The sequence below is a fragment of the Erythrobacter sp. WG genome, assembly GCF_026586795.1.
Lineage (GTDB): Bacteria > Pseudomonadota > Alphaproteobacteria > Sphingomonadales > Sphingomonadaceae > Erythrobacter.
The window spans coordinates 59721-78366 of record NZ_JAPFGY010000013.1; the positions used below are offsets into that span (position 1 = coordinate 59721).

Here is an 18646-nt window from a genome sequence, read left to right on the forward strand (position 1 = left end):
GCGGCGTCAGAAGCGGTTCAGCAGGTTCTCGCACCATTCCTGACGGCCCGAACGCGGCGCCGGGGCGAGGCCCTTGCCGACGGCAAGATCGGCGATGGCGCTCAGCGTGGTGCCGGGGGCGTGGATCATCCGCCCCAGATCGCCCTGCCATCCGGCATAGCGCTCGGCCCGGAAATCCTCGAGCCGCCCGTCCTCGATGATCGCTGCGGCCCGCAGCAGCGCGCGGGCGATGGTGTCGACCCCGCCGATATGGCCGTGGAACAGGTCGGCCGCGTCGATTGACTGGCGGCGCACCTTGGCATCGAAATTGAACCCGCCGTTGCCGAGCCCGCCTGCGCGCAGGATTTCCAGCATGGCGAGGGTCAATTCCTCGACCGAGTTGGGAAACTGGTCGGTGTCCCAGCCATTCTGCGGATCGCCCCGGTTGGCGTCGATCGAGCCGAGGATGCCGAGCGCCCGCGCCATCGCGATCTCGTGTTCGAAGGTGTGGCCCGACAGCGTCGCGTGGTTCGCCTCGATGTTGACCTTGACCTCGTTCTCGAGCCCGAAGCGCTTGAGGAAGGCGAACACGCTCTGGGTGTCGAAATCGTACTGGTGCTTGGTCGGCTCGTGGGGCTTGGGCTCGATCAGGATCGTTCCGGCAAAGCCGATGCGGTGCTTGTGATCGACCACGAGGCTGAGGAAGCGGCCGAAATTCTCCTGCTCGATGCCGATTTCGGTGTTGAGGATGCTGTCATAGCCCTCGCGCCCGCCCCACAATACGTAGTTCGCCCCGCCGAGCCGGTGCGTCGCCTCCAGCGCGTCGCGCACCTGGCTGGCGGCCCAGGCAAAGACCTCGGGATCGGGATTGGTCGCGGCGCCGGCCATGTAGCGCGGGTGGCTGAACAGGTTGGCGGTGCCCCACAGCAGCTTGCGGCCATGGCGGGCCTGCAACTCCTCGAGGTGATCGACCGCTTCGGCAAAGCTCCTGCGGAAGTCGCCGATGGTGTTGGCTTCGGCCATCACGTCGACGTCGTGGAAGCAGTAGAAGGGCAGGTCGAGCTTTGCGACGAAGGCGAGCGCCGCTTCGCGCTTGGCGGCGGCGTTGGCGGCGTCCATCGCGCCCTTGAGCCACGGGCGATCGAAGGTGCCCGCGCCGAACACGTCGCTGCCCGGCCAGCAGAAGGTGTGCCACATGCACACCGCAAAGCGCAGGTGGTCCTCCATCCGCTTGCCCAGCACCACGCGGTTCTTGTCATACCAGCGATAGGCGAGGTCGTTGTCGCTGTCCGGCCCCTCGAAGCGGACGGGGGCGAAATCGGCGAAATAGTCGGCGGACATGGGGCTTTCCTCTCAGACGGTCTTGATGGCGGCATAGGCGGCCCGGAAGCGGGCGAGCTTGGGCGCGAGGCGCTCGGCAAGGGCAGGGTCGGGGGTGATGCTGTGCTCGACCGGTGGGGCGATGCAGATGTCGGCAGGCGCGGCGCCGGTCGCCGCGATCTGCGCCAGCCGCGCAGCGCCCAGTGCCGGCCCGACTTCGCCGCCTGCGAGATAATCGAGCCGCACGCCCAGCGCCGCAGCGATGATCGTGCCCCAGAAATGCGAGCGAGCCCCGCCGCCGATCACGGCCAGCCGCTCGATCCGGGTGCCCGCCGCCGTGAGCGCGGCGAGGCCGTCGGCATGGGCGAAGGCGACGCCCTCCAGCACGGTGGCAGCGATCCGGCCGGGGCTGCTGTCGAAGCCTAGTCCCAGCAAGGCGCCGCGCACGGCGGGATCATTGTGCGGGGTGCGCTCGCCCGACAGGTAGGGGAGGAACAGCTCATCCCCCCGGCCCGCTCCCTCGGCCTCGGCGGCGGCGATGAGGTCAGCCGGGGCGAGGCCCATCATCGCCCCCGCCCAGTCGAGGCACGATGCGGCGGACAGGTGCACGCTCATCTGGTGCCACATGCCCGGCAGGCAGTGGCAAAAGGCATGGACGGCCCCGGCCGGATTGGCGCGCAGCTGGTTGGTGGCGACGAAGATCACCCCCGAAGTGCCGAGCGAAAGCAGCGCCTCGCCATCGCGCACCACGCCGACGCCCGCGGCCCCAGCCGCGTTGTCGCCCGCGCCGCCTGCCACGGGTACCCGGCCCATGCCCCAGCGCGCGGCCACCTCGGCGCGCAGCGTCCCGCCGATGTCGGTGCCTTCGACGAGGTGCGGCATGTGCGAACGATCGAGGCCGGTGGCAGCAAGCAGGCGGTCGGACCAGCAGCGTCCCGCGACATCCAGCCACAGGGTGCCCGCGCTGTCGGACATGTCGCTGACGGCCTCGCCGGTCATCAGCAGGCGCAGATAGTCCTTGGGCAGCAACACCTTGCGCGTCGCCGCGAAAATGCGGGGTTCGTGCGCGCGCACCCAGGCGAGCTTGGGGGCGGTGAAGCCGGGCATCGCGATATTGGCCGCCACTTCGCGCAGATCGGGCACCGCGGCTTCGAGCGCGGCACATTCCGCTGACGAGCGTCCGTCATTCCACAGGATCGCGGCACGCAAGGGCCGGTGATCCGCACCCAGCAGGGTCGCCCCATGCATCTGCCCGGCCAGCCCGATCGCCTTGACCTGTGCGCGCAGATCCCCCGGCAATTGCAGCACCGCCGCCTCGGTCGCCGCCCACCAATCGTCTGGGTCCTGCTCCGACCACAGCGGCTGCGGCCGGGACACGGTGAGCGGGGCGCTGGCCTGCGCCGCGACCGCTCCGTCATCGCCGATCAGGACCGCCTTGACGCCCGATGTCCCGAGATCGATCCCGAGATACACGGCGCTTACCCGCGCGCATCCTCTAGGATCAACTCGGCGGCGCGCTCGGCGACGGCGATGGCCGGGCCGTTGGTGTTGCCCGAGACCGGCGTCGGCATGATCGAACAGTCGACCACCCGCACCCCGCCGAGGCCGTGGACCCGGCACCGCGCGTCGACCACCGAGGTCGCAGGGTCGGTCCCCATCGAACAGGTGCCCGTGCCGTGCAGGCCGCATTCGGTCATCTTGCGCACCTCGGCGACGAGCGCCTCCTCGTCCTGCACCTCGGCGCCCGGCATCCGCTCCGCGCCGATGAAGGGCGCGAGCGCGGGCATGGCGGCGAGGCGGCGGAACAGCTGGAACAGTTCGAGCGCCTTGGTCTGGTCGTAAGGATCGCTCCACATCTTCGGGTCGACCACCGGCGCATCGCGGTGGCTGGGCGAGACGAGGGTGACCGTGCCGCGGCTGCGCGGACGCAGGTGATAGCCCGAGAAGGTCAGCCCCGGCCGGTCGGTGAGCGGGCTGCCGGGCCGCTCGGCCATCTCGTTGATGGTGCGCATCGCGAAGGGCGCGGCGGCGACCTGGAATTCGGGCCAGTGCTCCAGACCCTCGGTCGAGACCAGCCCGGTGATCGGCATCCCCACCCGCGCGAGCGGACCGCTGCGGGTCAGGAAATAGCGCAAAGCATTGCGATAAAGCCGCCAGCCGAGAAATTCGCGGTTGTTGCCGGGGTCGTTGTGGAGATCGAAGGACACGCCCATCTTCTGGTGATCGGCGAAATTCTGCCCCACCGCCGCATTCTCGTGGACGACCGGGATGCCGAGCCTTTGCAGCTCCGCTCCCGGTCCGATGCCCGACAGCTGGAGCAGCTGCGGCGAGCCGTAAACCCCGGCGCTGACGATCACTTCGCCCGCTTCGATGACCTCCTCGGCGCCGCCACGCTCGCACACCACGCCGGTGACCCGGCCCTCGGCGATGGTCAAGCGGGTGACGACGGCGGGGTGGATGACGGTGAGGTTGGGGCGGTGGCGGATCGGTTCGACGAAGGCTTTATAGGTCGACTGGCGCTGGCCCTTGCGGTCGACGGTGTATTGCGACCGGCCCGCGCCGGTGATGCCCGGTGTGGTGATGTCATCGACCCACGGCATCCCGCCTTGCGCGAAGGCGCCCGCCAGCGCATCGAACACCGGGCCGCGATAGTCTGACGGCGTGATCTGCTGTTCGCCGTCGCGCCCGCGCCCGGGGTGCGCGCCGGGCGCGCGGTAGCTTTCGACGCGGGCGATGCAGCGTGCCATCTCGTCCCAGCCCCAGCCAGCCAGGCCCATCGCCGCCCAGCCATCGTAATCGCCGGGCATGCCGGGCAGATACCAGGTGCCGTTGATCGCCGAAGACCCGCCGAGGCCCCGGCCATAGGCATGCATCTCCTTGCGCCGCCCGGGCTGCTGCGCGACCGGGAAGGCGCGGAAATAGGCCGGGTTGCCCATGATCTTCACGAAGCCGCCGGCCATCAGGATGAAGGGATGATCGTTGCGCCCGCCGTCCTCGATCAGCAGCACCTGGCGGCGCGGGTCGGCGCTCAGCCGGTTGGCGAGCACGCAGCCAGCAGAGCCAGCGCCAACGATGATGTAATCGAACCGGGCCAAGCCCCTCTCCCTTGGACACGATCGCCGAAAATGGAACCGTTGTTTTGATTTTTTGAACACCACGGTTGACCGGCTGTCAAGCACCAATTAGAAAGTGCGTTCTAATAATGACGGGAGAATGCGATGCTGCCGGTTGAACGGATCATCGGGGAGGAAGGCCTCTCCGCAACGCCTGACGGGCTGCGCCTGGCGATGCGCCTGCCGTGGTATCGCTCGCTGCCGTTCTCGACCATCGAGGTGGGCGGGGTCACGATCGACGGCGCGCCGGTGGACCTTGCCGAGGCGCGTGTCGAATTCGACGGCGCGGTGTGGCCGCTCGGCGAGCTGGGCGAGCAGACCAATGCCTTCTGGTTCGTGCGCGACAGCGCCTTCCTGCACATCCCCGGCGTTGCGGCCACGCCCGGCAGCGAGCACGAGGTCGCGCTGACCCTGTTCGTCAGCCCGCCCTACATTCCCGGCATGAAGCGCCACAACCTGCAGACGCAGACGCTGCGCGTCGCCTGAGGAGAGACCCCGCCATGAACATCGCCACCACCCAAGTCGCCGCCACCGGCCCGCAGACCGGCGTCACGCTCTATTCCTTCACCAACCCCTGGCTGACCCGCAAGTTCGACCTCAAGGACCTGCTTCACGAGGTCGCCCGGCGCGGGATGGGGCCGAACATCGAGATCATCGGCTTCCAGAGCTTCCGCGAGTTTCCCGATGTCTCGGACGCCTTCGCCGAGGACTTCCGGCGGATGGTCGCCGAGGCCGGGCTCAACCCGGTGTCCTGCGCGATCAATTCCGACCGCTTCCTGAAGCCCGGACAGCAGCCGATCGACGATGCCGCGCTGGTCGAATACCACAAGCGCCAGCTGCGCTCGGCCAAGAAGATGGGCTTCAGTCTGGTGCGCTACCAGTTCGCCCTGCCGGTCCACCTCCTCCCCGAAATCGCGCCCTATGCCGAGGCGCTCGATATCCGCATGGGGGTGGAGGTCCACGCACCGATGTGGGCCGGGCACCCGGCGGTGCAGGCCTATGGCGAGATGTACGAGAAGCTCGACACGCCCTACCTCGGCTGGATTCCCGATTTCGGGGGCACCGCCAGCCGGATCCCGGAATCCATGCTGAATGCAGCTCGCGCGACCGGGGCGAAGGAAAGCCTGATCGATAAGCTCAAGGAGGTCTGGGTCGAACCGGGGATGAGCCACGAGAAGGCCGGGCGCCTGCGCGAATGGGGGCTGGCCGAGGGGCACGAACCCGACCACATCCAGGCCGCGGGCCTCGCCTTCTTTATCCTCTCCAACCACGACCCCAAGAGCTGGGCGGCGCTGGTCGATCGCACCATCCACATTCACGGCAAGTTCTACGGCATGGGCGATGACGGGCGCGAGGAGGCGATCGACTACGAGACGATCCTGCCGCTGTTCCGCGACGGGGGGTTCACCGGCACGCTGGTCAGCGAGTGGGAAGGGCACGCCTACCTGTCGGACGACGGGTTCGACCAGGTCGAGAAGCACCAGGCGATGTGCCGCCGGATCTTCGCGGGGCACTGATCCGGATCGCACACGCCGCAGGGCGCGGACCTTCCCGGTCCGCGCCCTTTTTGCTGCCGGGCGATCAGGACACCGCGTGCGGGTTTGCGGCTTCGGGCGTCGGCCCGGGATGCGGCAGCGGGGGCGCCTTGTGCTCCTCCATCCGGAAGGTGCTGACCAGCCACGCCATCGCCCCGCCGGCGACCACGATCAGCGCCAGCACGAACAGCGCGAGCGCTTCGACCTTGTCCTGCGGCATCTGTTCGACCGGCAGGCCGACCGGGAAGGCGATCAGGCCGAGGAACGATCCCGCCAGCAGCGCCACCGCGCCGCTGCCCAGTTGCAGGCCGATGAACATGAAGCTCGACACGGTGCCCTGCGCCGGCCGCCCGGTGTTGCGGGCGTGCTCGTCGCCGATGTCGTAGGTGACGACGTTGAACGGCACGACGTAGAGCCCGTAGGCGAGCCCGCCGAGGAACCGCAGGCCCGCGATCAGCGCACCGATCGCCGCCGTGCCCGCCGCCGGGGCGAGCCCGCCGAGCGGGAGCAGCACCGCCAGCGCCTGCACCCCGAAGAAGGCCGCAAGGCCGATCACCATCGCCTGGCGCGTCGAGAACAGCTTGAGGAACAGCGGCGCCAGCAGCATCGCCAGCAGCGATCCCACCGTCGCCGCCATCAGCAGGCGCGGTGTCCAGCTGGGGTCGAGCTGCCAGAAATAGGTCGCAAGGTGCAGCGACAGCTGGTTGATGACCGAGTTCACGAACAGCACCAGGAAGGCGACCAGCAGCAGCTTGCCGACATTGGGGGTGATCCGCACCGCGCGCACCAGGCTGGCGAGCACCGCGATCGGGCCCACGCCGGTCCTATCGTCCGGCTGGGGCGGCGGCTCGTTCGCCTCGATCGCCCGCGCGCGGCGGTAGGTGCCGAGCGCGCCGGCGATCATCAGAACGCCGGCAAGCCCCGCGACGAACAGGCCGAAGCCGGGGTAGGGCGCGGGGTTGAGCTGCGGCTTGGGAAACCCCGGCGCGGCGACGAAGAACACCCCGAAGGCGACCGCCGGGACGGAGAGGATCACCAGCTGGTTGCCGATGTTGCGCAGCACCGCGACGCTGCGGCGTTCGGCGGTGTCGGCGGTCAGTTCGCCGCCCAAGGCATAGGCGGGCACCGTCCACAGCGAGATCCCGCAGCGCGCGAGCAGGCCCCAGCCGAGCAGCCAGGCGAAGATCTGCATCTGCGTCATTCCCGCAGGCGGCGCGAAGACCATCGCGATGCCGATGGTGAAGGGCACAATGGCAGCGAACATCAGCGTGTGCCGCCGCCCGAGCGGGGCGCCGCGCATCCGGTCCGATACCGCGCCGATCCACGGATCGACGATCGTGTCGAAGACGATGATGATCGCGATGGCGATGCCGATCAGCCCGCCCGACAGCCCGACGACCTGCGCGTAGAAGAACAGCACGAAGGCGTCCCAGGCGAAGGATTTGACCAGTTCCGGCATGGCGCAGACCATCCACGCCAGCTTCTGCAGCCAGCTCAGGCGCTGCGGGACCCCAGCGGTGGGCGCCATGGCCTCATCTCCCTCCCTCGGCACGCCCGTTCATGCGGGCACGCCGTTAATTAGAAGGAGCACTCTAATTGGCGGCGGGGCGTTGTCAATCGCCTCGCAGGTAGGCGAGGGTCATGCGCGCGAGTTCGCGCTTCATCAGGTTCCAGTCGTAGGCGTGGGCGGATTCGTCCGTCGAGCCGAGGCTGAGCTGCCGGGCGAGGGTGGCGAAGATCACGTGGTAGCCGGTCTGCACCTTGACGAGGTGATCCTCCGCATCGGTGCCGCCGAATTCGTCGGCATGGGCGAGCATCGCCTGCGTGGCGTCCCGCTCGGCGCGCAGCGCGTGCTCCTTGCCGGGCGCGGCGACCAGTGGATCGACCGCGGCCCGGTCCATCGTCATGCGCAGCAGCGGCGCGTGCTTGCGCAGGACCTCGGCATAGCCTTCGACATAGCCGTAGAGGAAGCTGCGCAGGTCCGTGCACTCGGCGCGCAGGCTGTCGACAAGCGCGGTCTCCTCGGCGGCGAGGGCCTCGAGCGCCTCGGCGATCACCCCGCGCACGAGGTTGTCCTTGCTCTCGAAGCGCAGGTAGATCGAGCCGATCGACACCTGCCCGCGGTCGGACACCTCCTGGAGGGTGAATTCCTCGTTGCCGCGCTCGAGCATCAGGTCGCGCGCGGCGCCGAGCATTCGCTTCAGGGAGGCGAGCGAGCGGCCCTGCTGCGGCTTGCGGCTGACATCGGCGACGGCGAAGGCCTTGCTTTTCTGCTTCTTGACGCTTCCCGGCATGGCAATCAGATCTTCCGTCACTCAGACCGCCAGCCTGAGGCAGGCCGCGGCGCGCGGAATGTGTGCAAGTGCGAAGGGACTGTCAAGGACGCGCGCCCTGCTGGTCCCGAGGTCAGGCCTGCGCCACCCGCGGGCGGCTCATCATCCCCATGAGCCCCGCCACCGCCGCTCCGCCGAGCGCGGCACACCCCGCGACGAGGAAAGCCCCCTGCATCGAGCCGACCTCGGCATCGAGCACGTGGACCAGCCGCGGCGATTGCGACTGGCCGAGGAAGAACGCGGCGGTCCACATCCCCATTCCGGTGCCGCGGTGGTGATAGTCGAACTTGCTCTGCGTCCAGTTGATGAGCGTCGGCACGGCCATGCCCGCCGCGGTCTGCTGGACGATCAGCGCCGCCGCCATCATCGCCGGCGTGCCCGCCACCCCCATCGCGGCAAGGCCCGCGCCCATCAAGGCGAGGAAGCTCGCGATTTGCACCGTGTAGCTGTGGTTCGACAGCAGCTTGAACAGCCCCGCGCCGGCGAGAATGAAGAACTGGGGGATGAAGATCAGCGCGGCGTAGGTCTGCGGTTCGGTGACGCCGACCTCGCGGAACACCAGCGCGCCGTTGATGATGAAGACGTAGTAGAGCATCGAGCAGAACAGCGTCACGCTCGCGATGATCGCGAGGTTCAGCGCCGGGAAGGGTGGCTTGGGCGCATCGATCTCAGCGGCGATGGCGACGCCCTTGGCGGCGGCCTGCTTGGGCTCGAACAGCCACACGAACATCATCGCCCAGATCGGGAAGGCGACGAGATAGACGAAGAACACCCCGTTCCACTGGACCGCGGTGGCATAGCCGACGATCAGCGCCACGAAGCCCGCCAGGAACGGCCCCAGCAGCCCTTGCAGGAACAGCCAGTTCTTGCGGCCCTTCTCGTCCCAGTAATCGCCGATCAGCGTGTTGACCACGGTCAGGATCCCGGCCTCGGACACGCCCAGCAGCAGGCGCGAATAGTAGATGTGGTCGAGGTCATTCAGCAGCAGCGGCGCCGCGCCGAACACCCCGTAAAGCGCAGTGCAGGCGAGCAGCAGCGGGCGCCTCCCGAAGCGGTCGACCAAGAGGCCGGCGAAGGGGGCAAGTATGGCCATCGCAAGGCCCGGCGCCCCGATCATTGCGGGCACCTTGGCCCGCGCATCGGGATCGTCGGCGAAGTGCTGGATCATCGCCGGGACCGCCGGTCCCATCGCGACGATGGCGATGATCGGCAGGAAGGCGGCGAGCACCACGATCACGCCCTGCGGCTTCAGGGTCAGATCCCTGAAGAAATTGGTCACTGCCTGCACGCCTCTCTCCCGGGAAACGACTCTCGTGATTATTAGAATTTGCGTTCGAGTTTATGGAGCACGGCGGCGTCGGTCAAGTGCTGACACGAAGCACCGGAGGGCACCGGCGCAACGATGCCGGGTTGACGGCGGGGCAAGGCATAAAATAGAATCGTGATTTCAAAATAACGAATGGGAGGGGCAGCGAGAATGCCACGCTTGCGAATGGGAATGATCGGCGGCGGGCCGGGTTCGTTCATCGGACCGGTCCACCGCATCGCCGCAGAGATGGACCGGGAGATCGAGCTGGTCGCCGGATGTTTCTCGAGCGATGCCGCGAAAAGCCGGGCTGCGGGCGAGAGCTACCGGATCGACCCCGCGCGCGCCTACCCGGACCTCGCGGCGATGTTCGCGGCCGAACGCGGGCGCGCGGACGGCATCGATTTCGTCGCCGTGGTCAGCCCCAATCACCACCACCTGCCTGCCGCAAGCGCGGCGCTGGCGGCGGGCTATCCGGTGATCAGCGACAAGCCCGCGACCGCCACCCTCGCCGAGGCGCGCGCGCTGGCAAGCGCGGTCGCAGCCGCCGGGCTCCCCTATGCGCTCACCCACACCTACACCGGCTACCCGCTGGTGCGCGAGGCGCGCGCGCGGATCGCAGGCGGGGCGCTCGGCACGGTGCGCAAGCTGGTGGTCGAATATCCGCAGGGCTGGCTCGCCGGGGAGGCCACGGGCAAGCAGGCCGAATGGCGCACCGATCCGGCCCGCTCGGGCCCGGGCGGCTGCATCGGCGACATCGGCACCCACGCCTTTCACCTCGCCGAGTTCGTGACCGGGCTGAAGGCGACCGCGCTGCTCGCCGACCTTGCGGCCGTGGTGCCGGGCCGGGCGGTCGACGACGATTGCACCGTCCTGCTGCGCTACGACAACGGCGCGCGCGGCGTGCTGCTCGCCAGCCAGATCGAGGTGGGCGAGATGAACGGCCTGCGCATCCGCGTCTATGGCGACAAGGGCGGCCTCCTGTGGCGGCAGGAGGTGCCGAACACGCTGACGCTCCACAGCGTCGATGGGCGCACCGAGATCGTCCACGCGGGCGGGCCGCAGCTCGGCCCCGACGCGGCCAGCCGCACCCGCACGCCGACGGGCCACCCCGAAGGCTATCTGGAAGCCTTCGCCAACCTCTACCGCGACTTCGCCGCAACCCTGCGCGGCGAGCCTGCCCCGCTGCTGCCGGGGATCGAGGATGCCCTGCGCGGCATGAGCTTCATCGACACCGCCGTGCGCGCCAGCCGGGACGAGGCCGGCTGGGTGCCCCTGACCATCTGAGAGGATTTGCCCACATGAAGACCATCAAGGGCCCTGCCATCTTCCTTGCCCAGTTCGCCGGCGACGCCGCTCCCTACAACAGCCTCGAGGCCATCGCCGACTGGGTAGCGGGGATGGGCTACAAGGGCATCCAGATACCCAGCTGGGACGCGCGCCTGTTCGATCTCGCGCTGGCGGCGGAAAGCCAGACCTATTGCGACGAGATCACCGGGATGCTTGCCGACAAGGGCCTCGCGATCACCGAGCTTTCGACGCATCTTCAGGGGCAACTCGTGGCAGTCCACCCCGCTTTCGACGCGCAGTTCGACGGCTTCGCCCCGCCCGAGGTTCACGGCAACCCCAAGGCGCGGCAGGAATGGGCGGTGGCCCAAGTCAAGAACGCCGCGATCGCCAGCCGGCGGCTCGGCCTCACCGCCCATGCGACCTTCTCGGGCGCGCTCGCCTGGCCCTATTTCTACCCCTGGCCTGCGCGCCCGGCGGGGCTGGTGGAGGACGCCTTCGACGAACTCGCCCGGCGCTGGAAGCCGATCCTCGACGTGTTCGACGATAACGGGGTCGATGCCGCATACGAGATCCACCCCGGCGAGGACCTCCACGACGGCGTGACCTTCGAGATGTTCCTCGAGCGGGTCGGCAACCACCCGCGCGCCAACATCCTCTACGATCCCAGCCACTTCGTGCTGCAACAGCTCGATTACCTTGCCTATCTCGACATCTACCACGAACGCATCAAGTGCTTCCACGTCAAGGACGCCGAGTTCCGCCCCAACGGGCGCAGCGGGGTCTATGGCGGCTACCAGTCGTGGGTCGATCGGCCCGGCCGGTTCCGCAGCCTCGGTGACGGTCAGGTCGATTTCCCGGCGATCTTCAGCAAGATGGCCGCCAACGATTTCGGCGGCTGGGCGGTGCTGGAGTGGGAATGCGCGCTCAAGCACCCCGAACAGGGCGCCGCAGAGGGCGCGCCCTTCATCGCCCGCCACATCATCCGCGTCACCGAACACGCCTTCGACGACTTCGCCGCGGGCGGCGCGGACCGCGCGCTCAACCGCAAGCTGATGGGCATCGACTGACGCCCGCCAGCTTCGACGCGCACAAAAAAGGCCGCCGGGGAGAGGGTCCGGCGGCCTTTTCCGTTGCTGCGTGGCCGACGCTTGTCAGGCGGCCAGCGCAAGCTCCTTGGAGGCGGTCATGGTCGGCACGAAGGGCAGGTAGGAGATGCGCTTGCGGACCGAGACCGTCACCTTGTGCGGGCCGGGCGCGAGATTAGCGCCGAGCACGGTGATCAGCGCCTTCTCGCCGAAGTTCCAGCGATTGTCGTAGCAGGTTTCCATCTCGTCGAGCGTGTAGGTCGTGCCCCGCACGGTGAAGCGCACCGCCTCGCGCGGGTAGCTTTCGCCGTCGACGGTGACGGCGATGTTCTCGACCATCGACAGGCCGAGGCCGCGGTAGTAGGGCAGGCGGGCTTCCAGCGCGAAGCCCCCTTCGACAGCGACGAGGCTGCCGGCGACGATCATCTTGTGGTCCATCATGGCGCTTGGTCTCCTCAGGCCGCGAGCGGGGTTTTCAGGGCGGGCGTCTCGGTCTCGCCGATCAGACGGGCGAGCATCACCTGCTGGCGCCGGACCTGCTCGACCGAATCCGGCTCCTCGGCGTCCTCGATCCAGCGGTTGCCTTCGTATTCGGAGCAGATGTAGCCCTCGTAGCCGCCCTGGTTCAGCACCCGCACGATCTCGTCGTAGGGGATGCTCTCGTCGACGTAGTCGGCGTTCACCTCATAGAACTTGCCGTGGATGTTGTGGATGCGCGGCATGTAGTCGAGCATCCGCTTGGGCTCGAACGCGGCGTTGTGGCGCAGGGTCTCGGCCATCGCGATCGCGGGCCCGGTACCGCCCAGTTCCTGCACGCCGAGGATCACATATTCCGACAGAACGCGGTCCTCGTAGGCCTTGACGATGTAGTCGGCGATGTCCTTGGGCACGCCGAGACGCATGAACTTCTCCTTCCACACGCGCGGGAAGGCGTGGAGGAACATCCCCATGTCGGGCAGGAAGCCCAGCGCATCCGAGCCCGATTTCTCGAAGGCTTCGGCATGGCGGATGATCCACGGGTGGTCGAAGTGCAGCGGGGCGTGGACCTCGATCAAAATCTTGATGCCCTTCTCCTCGGCATAGGGCGCGGCGGCGACCAGCACCTCAGGCGCGATCGAGACCAGCGCGCGGATATACTTCATGCCCAGAAGGGCGCCGAAGTCGATGTCCTTGCGCACGCTCGCGACCTGCTCCTCGAAGGGCATCGGGCGGCCTTTGTAGCGCTTGTAGTCGAGCATGAAATCGTGGCTGATCCCGATCCCACCGTAGCGCTTCATGCTGTCATGGAAGGCGGCGATGTCGGCATTGTCGACGCCGCATTCGGGCCAGCCCCAGAAGGACTGCTCGCCGATCACCTCGATCCCGTTGGCGCCGAGCTCGCACGAGATGCGGATGCAGTCGTCGCGGGTCAGGGTGCCGTCGAAGGTGTCGTTCTGGAAGGAATAGAGGCTCACGCCCCGCTTGATCTTGCTTGTCATTCTACCCTCTCCACGTGTGGGTTCTCGTCGGTCGGAGCCGGGATCGCTGGCGCGAATCCGGCTCCTGGGGCGGCGCCCTAATTAGAATTTACATTCTTATAGATCGGCCGGCGCGTCAACCCCTCAACCGCAGCTTGACAGAATTAGAATTATCATATTGATATAGCCTCGGGGCGAGGGGAGAGGACAGATGCTGCTGCAACGGCTGATCACGCTTGCCGCCTTGCCGGCGGCAACGCTGCTCGCGGCGTTCTTCGCCTTCGTCGGCGCGCACAAGGCCTTCTCGCCGCTCGCGGAGCTTGCGCAGCACCGGGTGTGGACCCTCGCCCTGCCGGAATGGGCAGGGCGCATCGTCGGCTGGAGCGAGCTGCTGCTGGCTGGCGGGCTGCTGGCGATCTGGCTGCCGGCGGGCCGGGGCCTCGCACGCGGCGCGGCGCTGCTGCTGATCGCCAACCAGCTCGTCGCGGCCCTCGTCCACGGCGCGCGCGGCGAGGTCGTTGCCCTTCCGCAGAACGCCGTGCTCGTCGGCCTGCTCGCGCTCGTCGCGCTCGCCGCACATCTTCGACAAGGACAGCACGCCTTGGGAGACACGCAATGACTGTCAGGAACACCTTGCTGGCCGCTGCCGCCGGCGTCGCCGTCATGGCGCTCGCACCGTCCGGCGCCGCCCTCGCCCAGAGCGCCGACCAGCGCGTCGCGGCGCTCGAGAGGGAGGTCGAGGCGCTGCGCCGCACCGCCGCCGCCGCGCAGGACCGCGCGCGGGTGGAGAACCTCTTCTCCCGCTACATGTACCTGCACAACGCCTTTCGCGACACCGACATCATCCCGCTGTGGGCCAAGAAAGGCACGCCCGACGTGCGCTCGCAATATTCGAACCTCGGCGTCTACACCGACTGGGACAAGATCATGTCCTACCACCAGGGCCGCCCCGCGCCGCGCGGCAAGCTGGTGATGCATTACGTCACCACCCCGGTCATCGAGATCGCCGGTGACGGCCAGACCGCCAAGGGCCTGTGGATCGTCAACGGCCTCGAATCCGGCCTCGTCGATCCCGAGCACGCCAAGACCATGCCGGCCTGGATGTTCGAGAAGGAGATGGTGGGCGGCAAGAAGGTGTGGATGCACAACGTCTATCTCAAATACGGCGTCGACTTCATCAAGCAGGACGGCGAGTGGAAGATCTGGCACTTCCACTGCTTCGAGGTCGCCCGCGCGCCCTACGGCATGGGCTGGATTCCCTTCGCGGCGGCCGCCCAGGACGATGCCTTCAACGTCGATCTCATGTACGTGGGCGAGGACGGCAAGCCGGTCTTCATGCCGCCGGTCGATGGCCCCGCGACGGTGCTGGGCAACATGTACCGCACCGACACGCCGCAGCGGCTCGAGGCGCGCCCGCCCGAGCCCTACCGCACCTTCAGCGAAACCTTCGCCTACTGATCCCCCGAACCGAAAGACCCAAGCGATGCCCTTCGAACTCAGCGTCAATCTCGAATACATGTTCCACGAAGCGGGCGAGCGGTTGAAAGACCGCATGGCGGCCGCGGCCGCTGCGGGGTTCCGCAAGGTGGAGATCTTCACCACCGCCAACCGCGACGTGCCGAGCCTCAAGGCGGCGCTGGCCGAGACCGGATGCGAACTGCTCGCCACCGTCACCGACCCGCGCATCGCGCTGGTGATGGCCGACCAGCACCACCGGTTCCGCGAGATGTTCGCCCAGGCGGCGGCCGAGGCGGCGGAACTGGGGGCGAGCAACATCGTGGTGCCTTCGGGCATTGCCGTGCCCTACATGAAGCGCCCGGCGCAGCTCGATATCGTGGCGGGGGCCATCGCCAGCGTGGTCGATATGGCGGCGGCGCATGGCCTCACCATCCTGCTCGAACCGGTCAACACCCGGGTCGATCACCCCGGCGTGCTGTTCGGGATGACCGAGGATGCCGTCGGCGTGATCGAACGGATCGGCAGCCCGCAGGTCAAGCTGCTCTACGACCTCTACCATTCGATCACCGAACGCGAGGACCCGCGCACGGTGTTGCCGAAGGTGGCGCATCTGGTTGGTCATATCCAGATCGCCGATGCGCCGGGGCGGGGCGAGCCGGGCACCGGTGCGATCGATTGGCCCGCGATGCTCGAACTGATCGCAAGCGTCGGCTACACCGGCCCGCTCGGCCTTGAACTGACCCCGACGGGCGCGGACACGGCAGCGGCGCTGGCGCATGTCCGCGCGCTCGCCGCCTGAGCCCGAGCGCACAACCGTCTCCTCACCTGGGGTGCCCGCGGGGCACCCCTTTTTGTTTCCTCAGTAGTCCTTGGCCTCTTCGAGCACCGGCAGCGTGACCTTGCCGGTCGCCGCCCATTCGGTGCCGCGCAGGATCAGCGTCTGGAGCGGCTGGAAGTGCAGGCTCACCTCGTCGTGGCCGAGCGTGATCGCAAACACCCGCCCCTTGCCGTAGTCCTGCACCCACAGCTGCGGATGATCGGCGTCGATCCCCTTCATCGCCTTGAGCTTCTCGGGCGTGTAGGCCTCCTTCGGATATTTGGGGCCGGTAAGCTTGGGATCATAGGCCGCCGCCGCGTCGTGCGCGGTGCCCAGCACCCGGATCTTCGCGTCGGGCGCGAAGGCCATGTTGGTGTACATATCGTCGTTGTAGGTCCACACGAACTCGCGCAGGCCCTGCGTGATCGGGTGGCCGCGGTCGATCAGCCGGACGGTGAAGGCCCCCGGCGGCGCGCGGCGGCTGGTGCCGGGCTCCATCACCGCGCCGATCAGCTTCTTGTATTCGGGGATGTCGCGGCCCCAGGTGAAGCTCGAATGGTAGGCGACCAGCCCGCCGCCCTCGCGCACATAGGCATAGAGCGCTTCGAAGGCTTGCGGCGACCAGATCTCCTGCACCGGATCGGCATAATTCCAGCGGCTCGAATAGTTGAGCAGCACGACGTCATAGGCCTCGAGCATTGCGAGCGTGCCGTGGTCGAAATCCTCCACCACCCGCACATCGAAGCGGCCGCCGTCCTGCATCAGCGTGCGCAGCATATTGTTCACGCCGGTCCAATCGTGCTCGTAGCTGTTGCGCCCCGAGATGATCAACACCTTCAGGCGCTTTTCCGCCGGGTTCACCGGGATCGCGACGCGCTGCACGGTTTCGGGCGGGCGATAGGGCACGGTGACGATCACCTGCGCGGCGGCGGTGCCGGCGGTGAGGATCAGGGCGGCGGCGATGGTCTTGCGCATCATGCGGCTCCTTCGAGGGTGAGGTGGATGTGCGGTGCCCGGGATGCGGCGGCGCGCGGCCAGGCGAGCACGATGCCGACCTGCGCGAGCAGCAGCGCGACCGTGCCGCCGTAATAGGTCCAGCGGATCGCCTCGCGCGCGGCATCGCTGACCGCGTCGGGCACGTAACCGCTCGCGGCGAGAACGAAGGCGACGCCCGCTGTGCCCAGGGCCATGCCGACCTTGGTCGAGAGGCTCACGCCCGCCGACAGCAACCCTTCGCGGCGCGAACCGTGGAGCGCCTCGTGGTGGTCGACCGCCTCGGCACACATGGTGAAGGCCGCGGTCGTCGTGATCGAGGTGGCAAGGCAGGCCGCCACATAGACCGCGAGGAACAGCGGCGGGGCGCCTTCGAGGAGCGGCAGCAGCGCAAACAGCGCCGCCGCCAGCCCGAGCGCGCCCGCGCTCCCCAGCCGGATGCCGGTCCGCGCGAGGATCGGCGGTGCGACGAAGGCAGAGAGCAGCAGGGTTCCCGCGACAGCCGGGAGCATGATCCCGATCATCCAGGGTGCGCGCATCACCTCGATCGCGAAATAGGCGGTGATCGCCATCATCCCGCCGAAGCGGATGAAGTAGGTGAAGCAGAACAAGAACGAGATGACCCATGCCCGGTTGCGCAGCATCCGCCCGATCTCCGGAAGGATCGGGAAACGCGCCGGCGCCTCGTCCACCACCCGTTCCCGGCAATTGCGGAACAGCGCGAGGATGCACAGCAGCGACAGCACGCCGAACATCGCCGCCGCGGCGAGATAGCCGTCCGGCTGCTTCTCGCCCCCGAAAGCCGTGAGGATCGGCTGCACCGCCGCCGTGCCCAGCACCACGCCGACCGAGGTCCCGAAGGAGCGCATCCCGCTGAGCTTCAGCCGCTCGTCCCGGTCCGCCGTCATCATCGGCATCATCGCCGTGTAGGGGATCGCGCCGAAGCTCATCAGGATGCCGAGCGCCTTGAAGGTGACGAAGGCATAGGCGAGCTGCGCGCCCTGGCTCCAGCCCTCGGGCACCGCGAAGACCGCGACCGAAAGCAGCGCATAAGGAAGCGCGGTGAACAGGAAATAGGGCCGGGTGCGCCCCCAGCGCGAGCGGGTGCGGTCGACCGCGATCCCCACCCCCATGTCGATCACCGCATCGAGCAGGCGCGCGACGAGGAAGATCGTGCCGACCGCCGCCGCCGGCAGGCCCACGACGTTGACATAGTAGAGCAGCAGGAAGCCGCTCGCCATGTTGTAGGGCAGGCTGTAGCCCATGTCGCCGAAGCCGTAGCTGAGCTTCTCGGACAGGCGCAGACGATCAGCGCTCATGGTCATTCTCTCTCCCATGTGCGGCACCGAGCGGCCTTGCCGGCCTGGATCGCCTGGCGGGCACCGGCCCGCTATTTGTTATCGTTCAATGGCTCCGGTCACGCCGGTGCGGCCACGAAGTCCGCCCCCGCTCCGTAGAAGCGCACGAGGCCGTCGCGGTCGTCGGCGGCCGTCACCATCACGCACAGCTGCACCCCGAAGCGCAGCGGCAGCGGGGCGGGCAGGGCGATCTCGGTGAGCTGGCGGTCGTTCTCCGGGCAGAAGGGGCGGAACGCGGGCGCGGGCTCGAAGGGCACCGGCACCGCGGGCGGCACCTGCATCCGCCCGGTCAGCTCGATCCGGTCCATGCCCCCGTGCTGCACCGTCATCCAGCCGATCGCGGCACCCTCGCCTGTCTCCCACAGGAGGCTCGCCGAGGCGAGCGCGAGCCGCTCGCCGCCCAGCTCCACGGTCGTCGGCAGCGGCCAGTGGAACCACACCGCCTTGCCCGCCCGCACGCAAAAGCTGGCGAAGAAACCGCGATAGAAGCCGCGCCCTTCGGACCATGCCGCATCGTCGACGATCCCGAGGTATTCGGGGCCGCATTCCTGCGCCACCACGGCGGCGGCCGGGACCCAGTGCCGGGCGATGACGGTCATGGC

19 protein-coding genes are annotated in these 18646 nt (G+C 68.2%); 7 read left to right on the plus strand and 12 right to left on the minus strand.

The features are described from left to right. Positions 1–6: 6 nt before the first annotated feature. From xylA to OPU67_RS08640, 3 genes are read right to left on the minus strand one after another with little or no spacing between them, the layout of a single operon-like run. Positions 7–1320 (minus strand): xylose isomerase, encoded by a 1314-nt coding sequence (gene xylA, locus OPU67_RS08630; protein ID WP_267619128.1) that lies wholly within the window; start codon positions 1318–1320, stop codon positions 7–9. A 12-nt stretch (positions 1321–1332) separates the two neighbouring features. After that, positions 1333–2772, minus strand: a complete 1440-nt coding sequence (xylB, locus tag OPU67_RS08635) for a xylulokinase (RefSeq protein ID WP_267619129.1) — start codon at positions 2770–2772, stop codon at positions 1333–1335. 5 nt (positions 2773–2777) lie between these two features. Further along, positions 2778–4394 carry a GMC family oxidoreductase gene (locus OPU67_RS08640; RefSeq protein WP_267619130.1) on the minus strand — a complete coding sequence of 539 codons (1617 nt, stop codon included), beginning with the start codon at positions 4392–4394 and terminating at the stop codon, positions 2778–2780. Positions 4395–4517: 123 nt separating this feature from the next. Here OPU67_RS08640 and OPU67_RS08645 point away from each other — a divergent pair, with 123 nt between their 5' ends. Continuing rightward, the gene (locus OPU67_RS08645) at positions 4518–4898 is read left to right on the plus strand and encodes a C-glycoside deglycosidase beta subunit domain-containing protein (protein ID WP_267619131.1); all 381 of its coding nucleotides are present in this window, start codon (positions 4518–4520) and stop codon (positions 4896–4898) included. 14 nt (positions 4899–4912) lie between these two features. Further along, positions 4913–5929: a sugar phosphate isomerase/epimerase family protein gene (locus tag OPU67_RS08650; RefSeq protein ID WP_267619132.1), complete on the plus strand. Its 1017-nt coding sequence runs from the start codon at positions 4913–4915 to the stop codon at positions 5927–5929. Positions 5930–5993: 64 nt separating this feature from the next. On the opposite strand, the gene OPU67_RS08655 is transcribed toward OPU67_RS08650, so the two are convergent. From OPU67_RS08655 to OPU67_RS08670, 4 genes are all read right to left on the minus strand, one after another. Beyond that, a complete protein-coding gene (locus OPU67_RS08655; protein WP_267619133.1) occupies positions 5994–7475 on the minus strand; it encodes an MFS transporter in 1482 nt (493 codons plus the stop codon). 85 nt (positions 7476–7560) lie between these two features. Beyond that, positions 7561–8241, minus strand: coding sequence for a TetR/AcrR family transcriptional regulator (locus OPU67_RS08660; protein WP_267619134.1), 681 nt, complete (start codon positions 8239–8241; stop codon positions 7561–7563). A 112-nt stretch (positions 8242–8353) separates the two neighbouring features. Further along, positions 8354–9559 (minus strand): MFS transporter, encoded by a 1206-nt coding sequence (locus OPU67_RS08665; protein WP_267619135.1) that lies wholly within the window; start codon positions 9557–9559, stop codon positions 8354–8356. A gap of 41 nt (positions 9560–9600) precedes the next feature. Then, positions 9601–9807 carry a hypothetical protein gene (locus OPU67_RS08670; protein WP_267619156.1) on the minus strand — a complete coding sequence of 69 codons (207 nt, stop codon included), beginning with the start codon at positions 9805–9807 and terminating at the stop codon, positions 9601–9603. Here OPU67_RS08670 and OPU67_RS08675 point away from each other — a divergent pair. Continuing rightward, positions 9758–10873: a Gfo/Idh/MocA family protein gene (locus OPU67_RS08675; protein ID WP_267619136.1), complete on the plus strand. Its 1116-nt coding sequence runs from the start codon at positions 9758–9760 to the stop codon at positions 10871–10873. The two genes, OPU67_RS08670 and OPU67_RS08675, sit on opposite strands and share 50 nt — an antisense overlap. Before the next feature lie 14 nt (positions 10874–10887). Next, on the plus strand, positions 10888–11943 hold the full coding sequence (locus OPU67_RS08680; protein WP_267619137.1) for a sugar phosphate isomerase/epimerase family protein: 1056 nt from the start codon (positions 10888–10890) through the stop codon (positions 11941–11943). A gap of 84 nt (positions 11944–12027) precedes the next feature. Here the strand turns inward: OPU67_RS08680 and OPU67_RS08685 are convergent, their stop codons facing one another. Both OPU67_RS08685 and OPU67_RS08690 read right to left on the minus strand, forming a co-directional pair. Then, positions 12028–12402 (minus strand): C-glycoside deglycosidase beta subunit domain-containing protein, encoded by a 375-nt coding sequence (locus OPU67_RS08685; RefSeq protein ID WP_267619138.1) that lies wholly within the window; start codon positions 12400–12402, stop codon positions 12028–12030. A gap of 14 nt (positions 12403–12416) precedes the next feature. Then, positions 12417–13439 (minus strand): sugar phosphate isomerase/epimerase family protein, encoded by a 1023-nt coding sequence (locus OPU67_RS08690; protein ID WP_267619139.1) that lies wholly within the window; start codon positions 13437–13439, stop codon positions 12417–12419. A gap of 190 nt (positions 13440–13629) precedes the next feature. Between OPU67_RS08690 and OPU67_RS08695 the strand changes: the two genes are divergently transcribed. The 3 genes from OPU67_RS08695 to OPU67_RS08705 are packed head-to-tail and all read left to right on the plus strand — an operon-like array spanning position 13630 to position 15675. Then, the gene (locus OPU67_RS08695) at positions 13630–14037 is read left to right on the plus strand and encodes a DoxX family protein (RefSeq protein WP_267619140.1); all 408 of its coding nucleotides are present in this window, start codon (positions 13630–13632) and stop codon (positions 14035–14037) included. Further along, the gene (locus tag OPU67_RS08700; protein WP_267619141.1) at positions 14034–14876 is read left to right on the plus strand and encodes a nuclear transport factor 2 family protein; all 843 of its coding nucleotides are present in this window, start codon (positions 14034–14036) and stop codon (positions 14874–14876) included. Before OPU67_RS08695 ends, OPU67_RS08700 begins: the two co-directional genes overlap by 4 nt. Before the next feature lie 25 nt (positions 14877–14901). Continuing rightward, positions 14902–15675: a TIM barrel protein gene (locus OPU67_RS08705; RefSeq protein WP_267619142.1), complete on the plus strand. Its 774-nt coding sequence runs from the start codon at positions 14902–14904 to the stop codon at positions 15673–15675. A gap of 60 nt (positions 15676–15735) precedes the next feature. Here the strand turns inward: OPU67_RS08705 and OPU67_RS08710 are convergent, their stop codons facing one another. The 3 genes from OPU67_RS08710 to OPU67_RS08720 form a co-directional block, all read right to left on the minus strand. Continuing rightward, complete coding sequence (locus OPU67_RS08710; RefSeq protein WP_267619143.1) at positions 15736–16671, minus strand: ThuA domain-containing protein; 936 nt, start codon at positions 16669–16671, stop codon at positions 15736–15738. Then, positions 16668–18005: an MFS transporter gene (locus OPU67_RS08715; protein WP_267619144.1), complete on the minus strand. Its 1338-nt coding sequence runs from the start codon at positions 18003–18005 to the stop codon at positions 16668–16670. The genes OPU67_RS08710 and OPU67_RS08715 overlap by 4 nt, the downstream gene beginning before the upstream one ends. Before the next feature lie 98 nt (positions 18006–18103). Next, positions 18104–18643, minus strand: a complete 540-nt coding sequence (locus OPU67_RS08720) for a hypothetical protein (protein WP_267619145.1) — start codon at positions 18641–18643, stop codon at positions 18104–18106. Positions 18644–18646: the final 3 nt, after the last annotated feature.

Excerpts from the sequence above, each read along its gene's own strand:
- xylA (WP_267619128.1), bottom strand. The coding sequence starts at position 1,320 with ATGTCCGCCGACTATTTCGCCGATTTCGCCCCCGTCCGCTTCGAGGGG.
- OPU67_RS08645 (WP_267619131.1), top strand. The coding sequence starts at position 4,518 with ATGCTGCCGGTTGAACGGATCATCGGGGAGGAAGGCCTCTCCGCAACG.
- OPU67_RS08650 (WP_267619132.1), top strand. The coding sequence starts at position 4,913 with ATGAACATCGCCACCACCCAAGTCGCCGCCACCGGCCCGCAGACCGGC.
- OPU67_RS08655 (WP_267619133.1), bottom strand. The coding sequence starts at position 7,475 with ATGGCGCCCACCGCTGGGGTCCCGCAGCGCCTGAGCTGGCTGCAGAAG.
- OPU67_RS08660 (WP_267619134.1), bottom strand. The coding sequence starts at position 8,241 with ATGCCGGGAAGCGTCAAGAAGCAGAAAAGCAAGGCCTTCGCCGTCGCC.
- OPU67_RS08675 (WP_267619136.1), top strand. The coding sequence starts at position 9,758 with ATGCCACGCTTGCGAATGGGAATGATCGGCGGCGGGCCGGGTTCGTTC.
- OPU67_RS08670 (WP_267619156.1), bottom strand. The coding sequence starts at position 9,807 with ATGAACGAACCCGGCCCGCCGCCGATCATTCCCATTCGCAAGCGTGGC.
- OPU67_RS08680 (WP_267619137.1), top strand. The coding sequence starts at position 10,888 with ATGAAGACCATCAAGGGCCCTGCCATCTTCCTTGCCCAGTTCGCCGGC.
- OPU67_RS08685 (WP_267619138.1), bottom strand. The coding sequence starts at position 12,402 with ATGATGGACCACAAGATGATCGTCGCCGGCAGCCTCGTCGCTGTCGAA.
- OPU67_RS08690 (WP_267619139.1), bottom strand. The coding sequence starts at position 13,439 with ATGACAAGCAAGATCAAGCGGGGCGTGAGCCTCTATTCCTTCCAGAAC.
- OPU67_RS08695 (WP_267619140.1), top strand. The coding sequence starts at position 13,630 with ATGCTGCTGCAACGGCTGATCACGCTTGCCGCCTTGCCGGCGGCAACG.
- OPU67_RS08700 (WP_267619141.1), top strand. The coding sequence starts at position 14,034 with ATGACTGTCAGGAACACCTTGCTGGCCGCTGCCGCCGGCGTCGCCGTC.
- OPU67_RS08705 (WP_267619142.1), top strand. The coding sequence starts at position 14,902 with ATGCCCTTCGAACTCAGCGTCAATCTCGAATACATGTTCCACGAAGCG.
- OPU67_RS08710 (WP_267619143.1), bottom strand. The coding sequence starts at position 16,671 with ATGATGCGCAAGACCATCGCCGCCGCCCTGATCCTCACCGCCGGCACC.
- OPU67_RS08715 (WP_267619144.1), bottom strand. The coding sequence starts at position 18,005 with ATGAGCGCTGATCGTCTGCGCCTGTCCGAGAAGCTCAGCTACGGCTTC.
- OPU67_RS08720 (WP_267619145.1), bottom strand. The coding sequence starts at position 18,643 with ATGACCGTCATCGCCCGGCACTGGGTCCCGGCCGCCGCCGTGGTGGCG.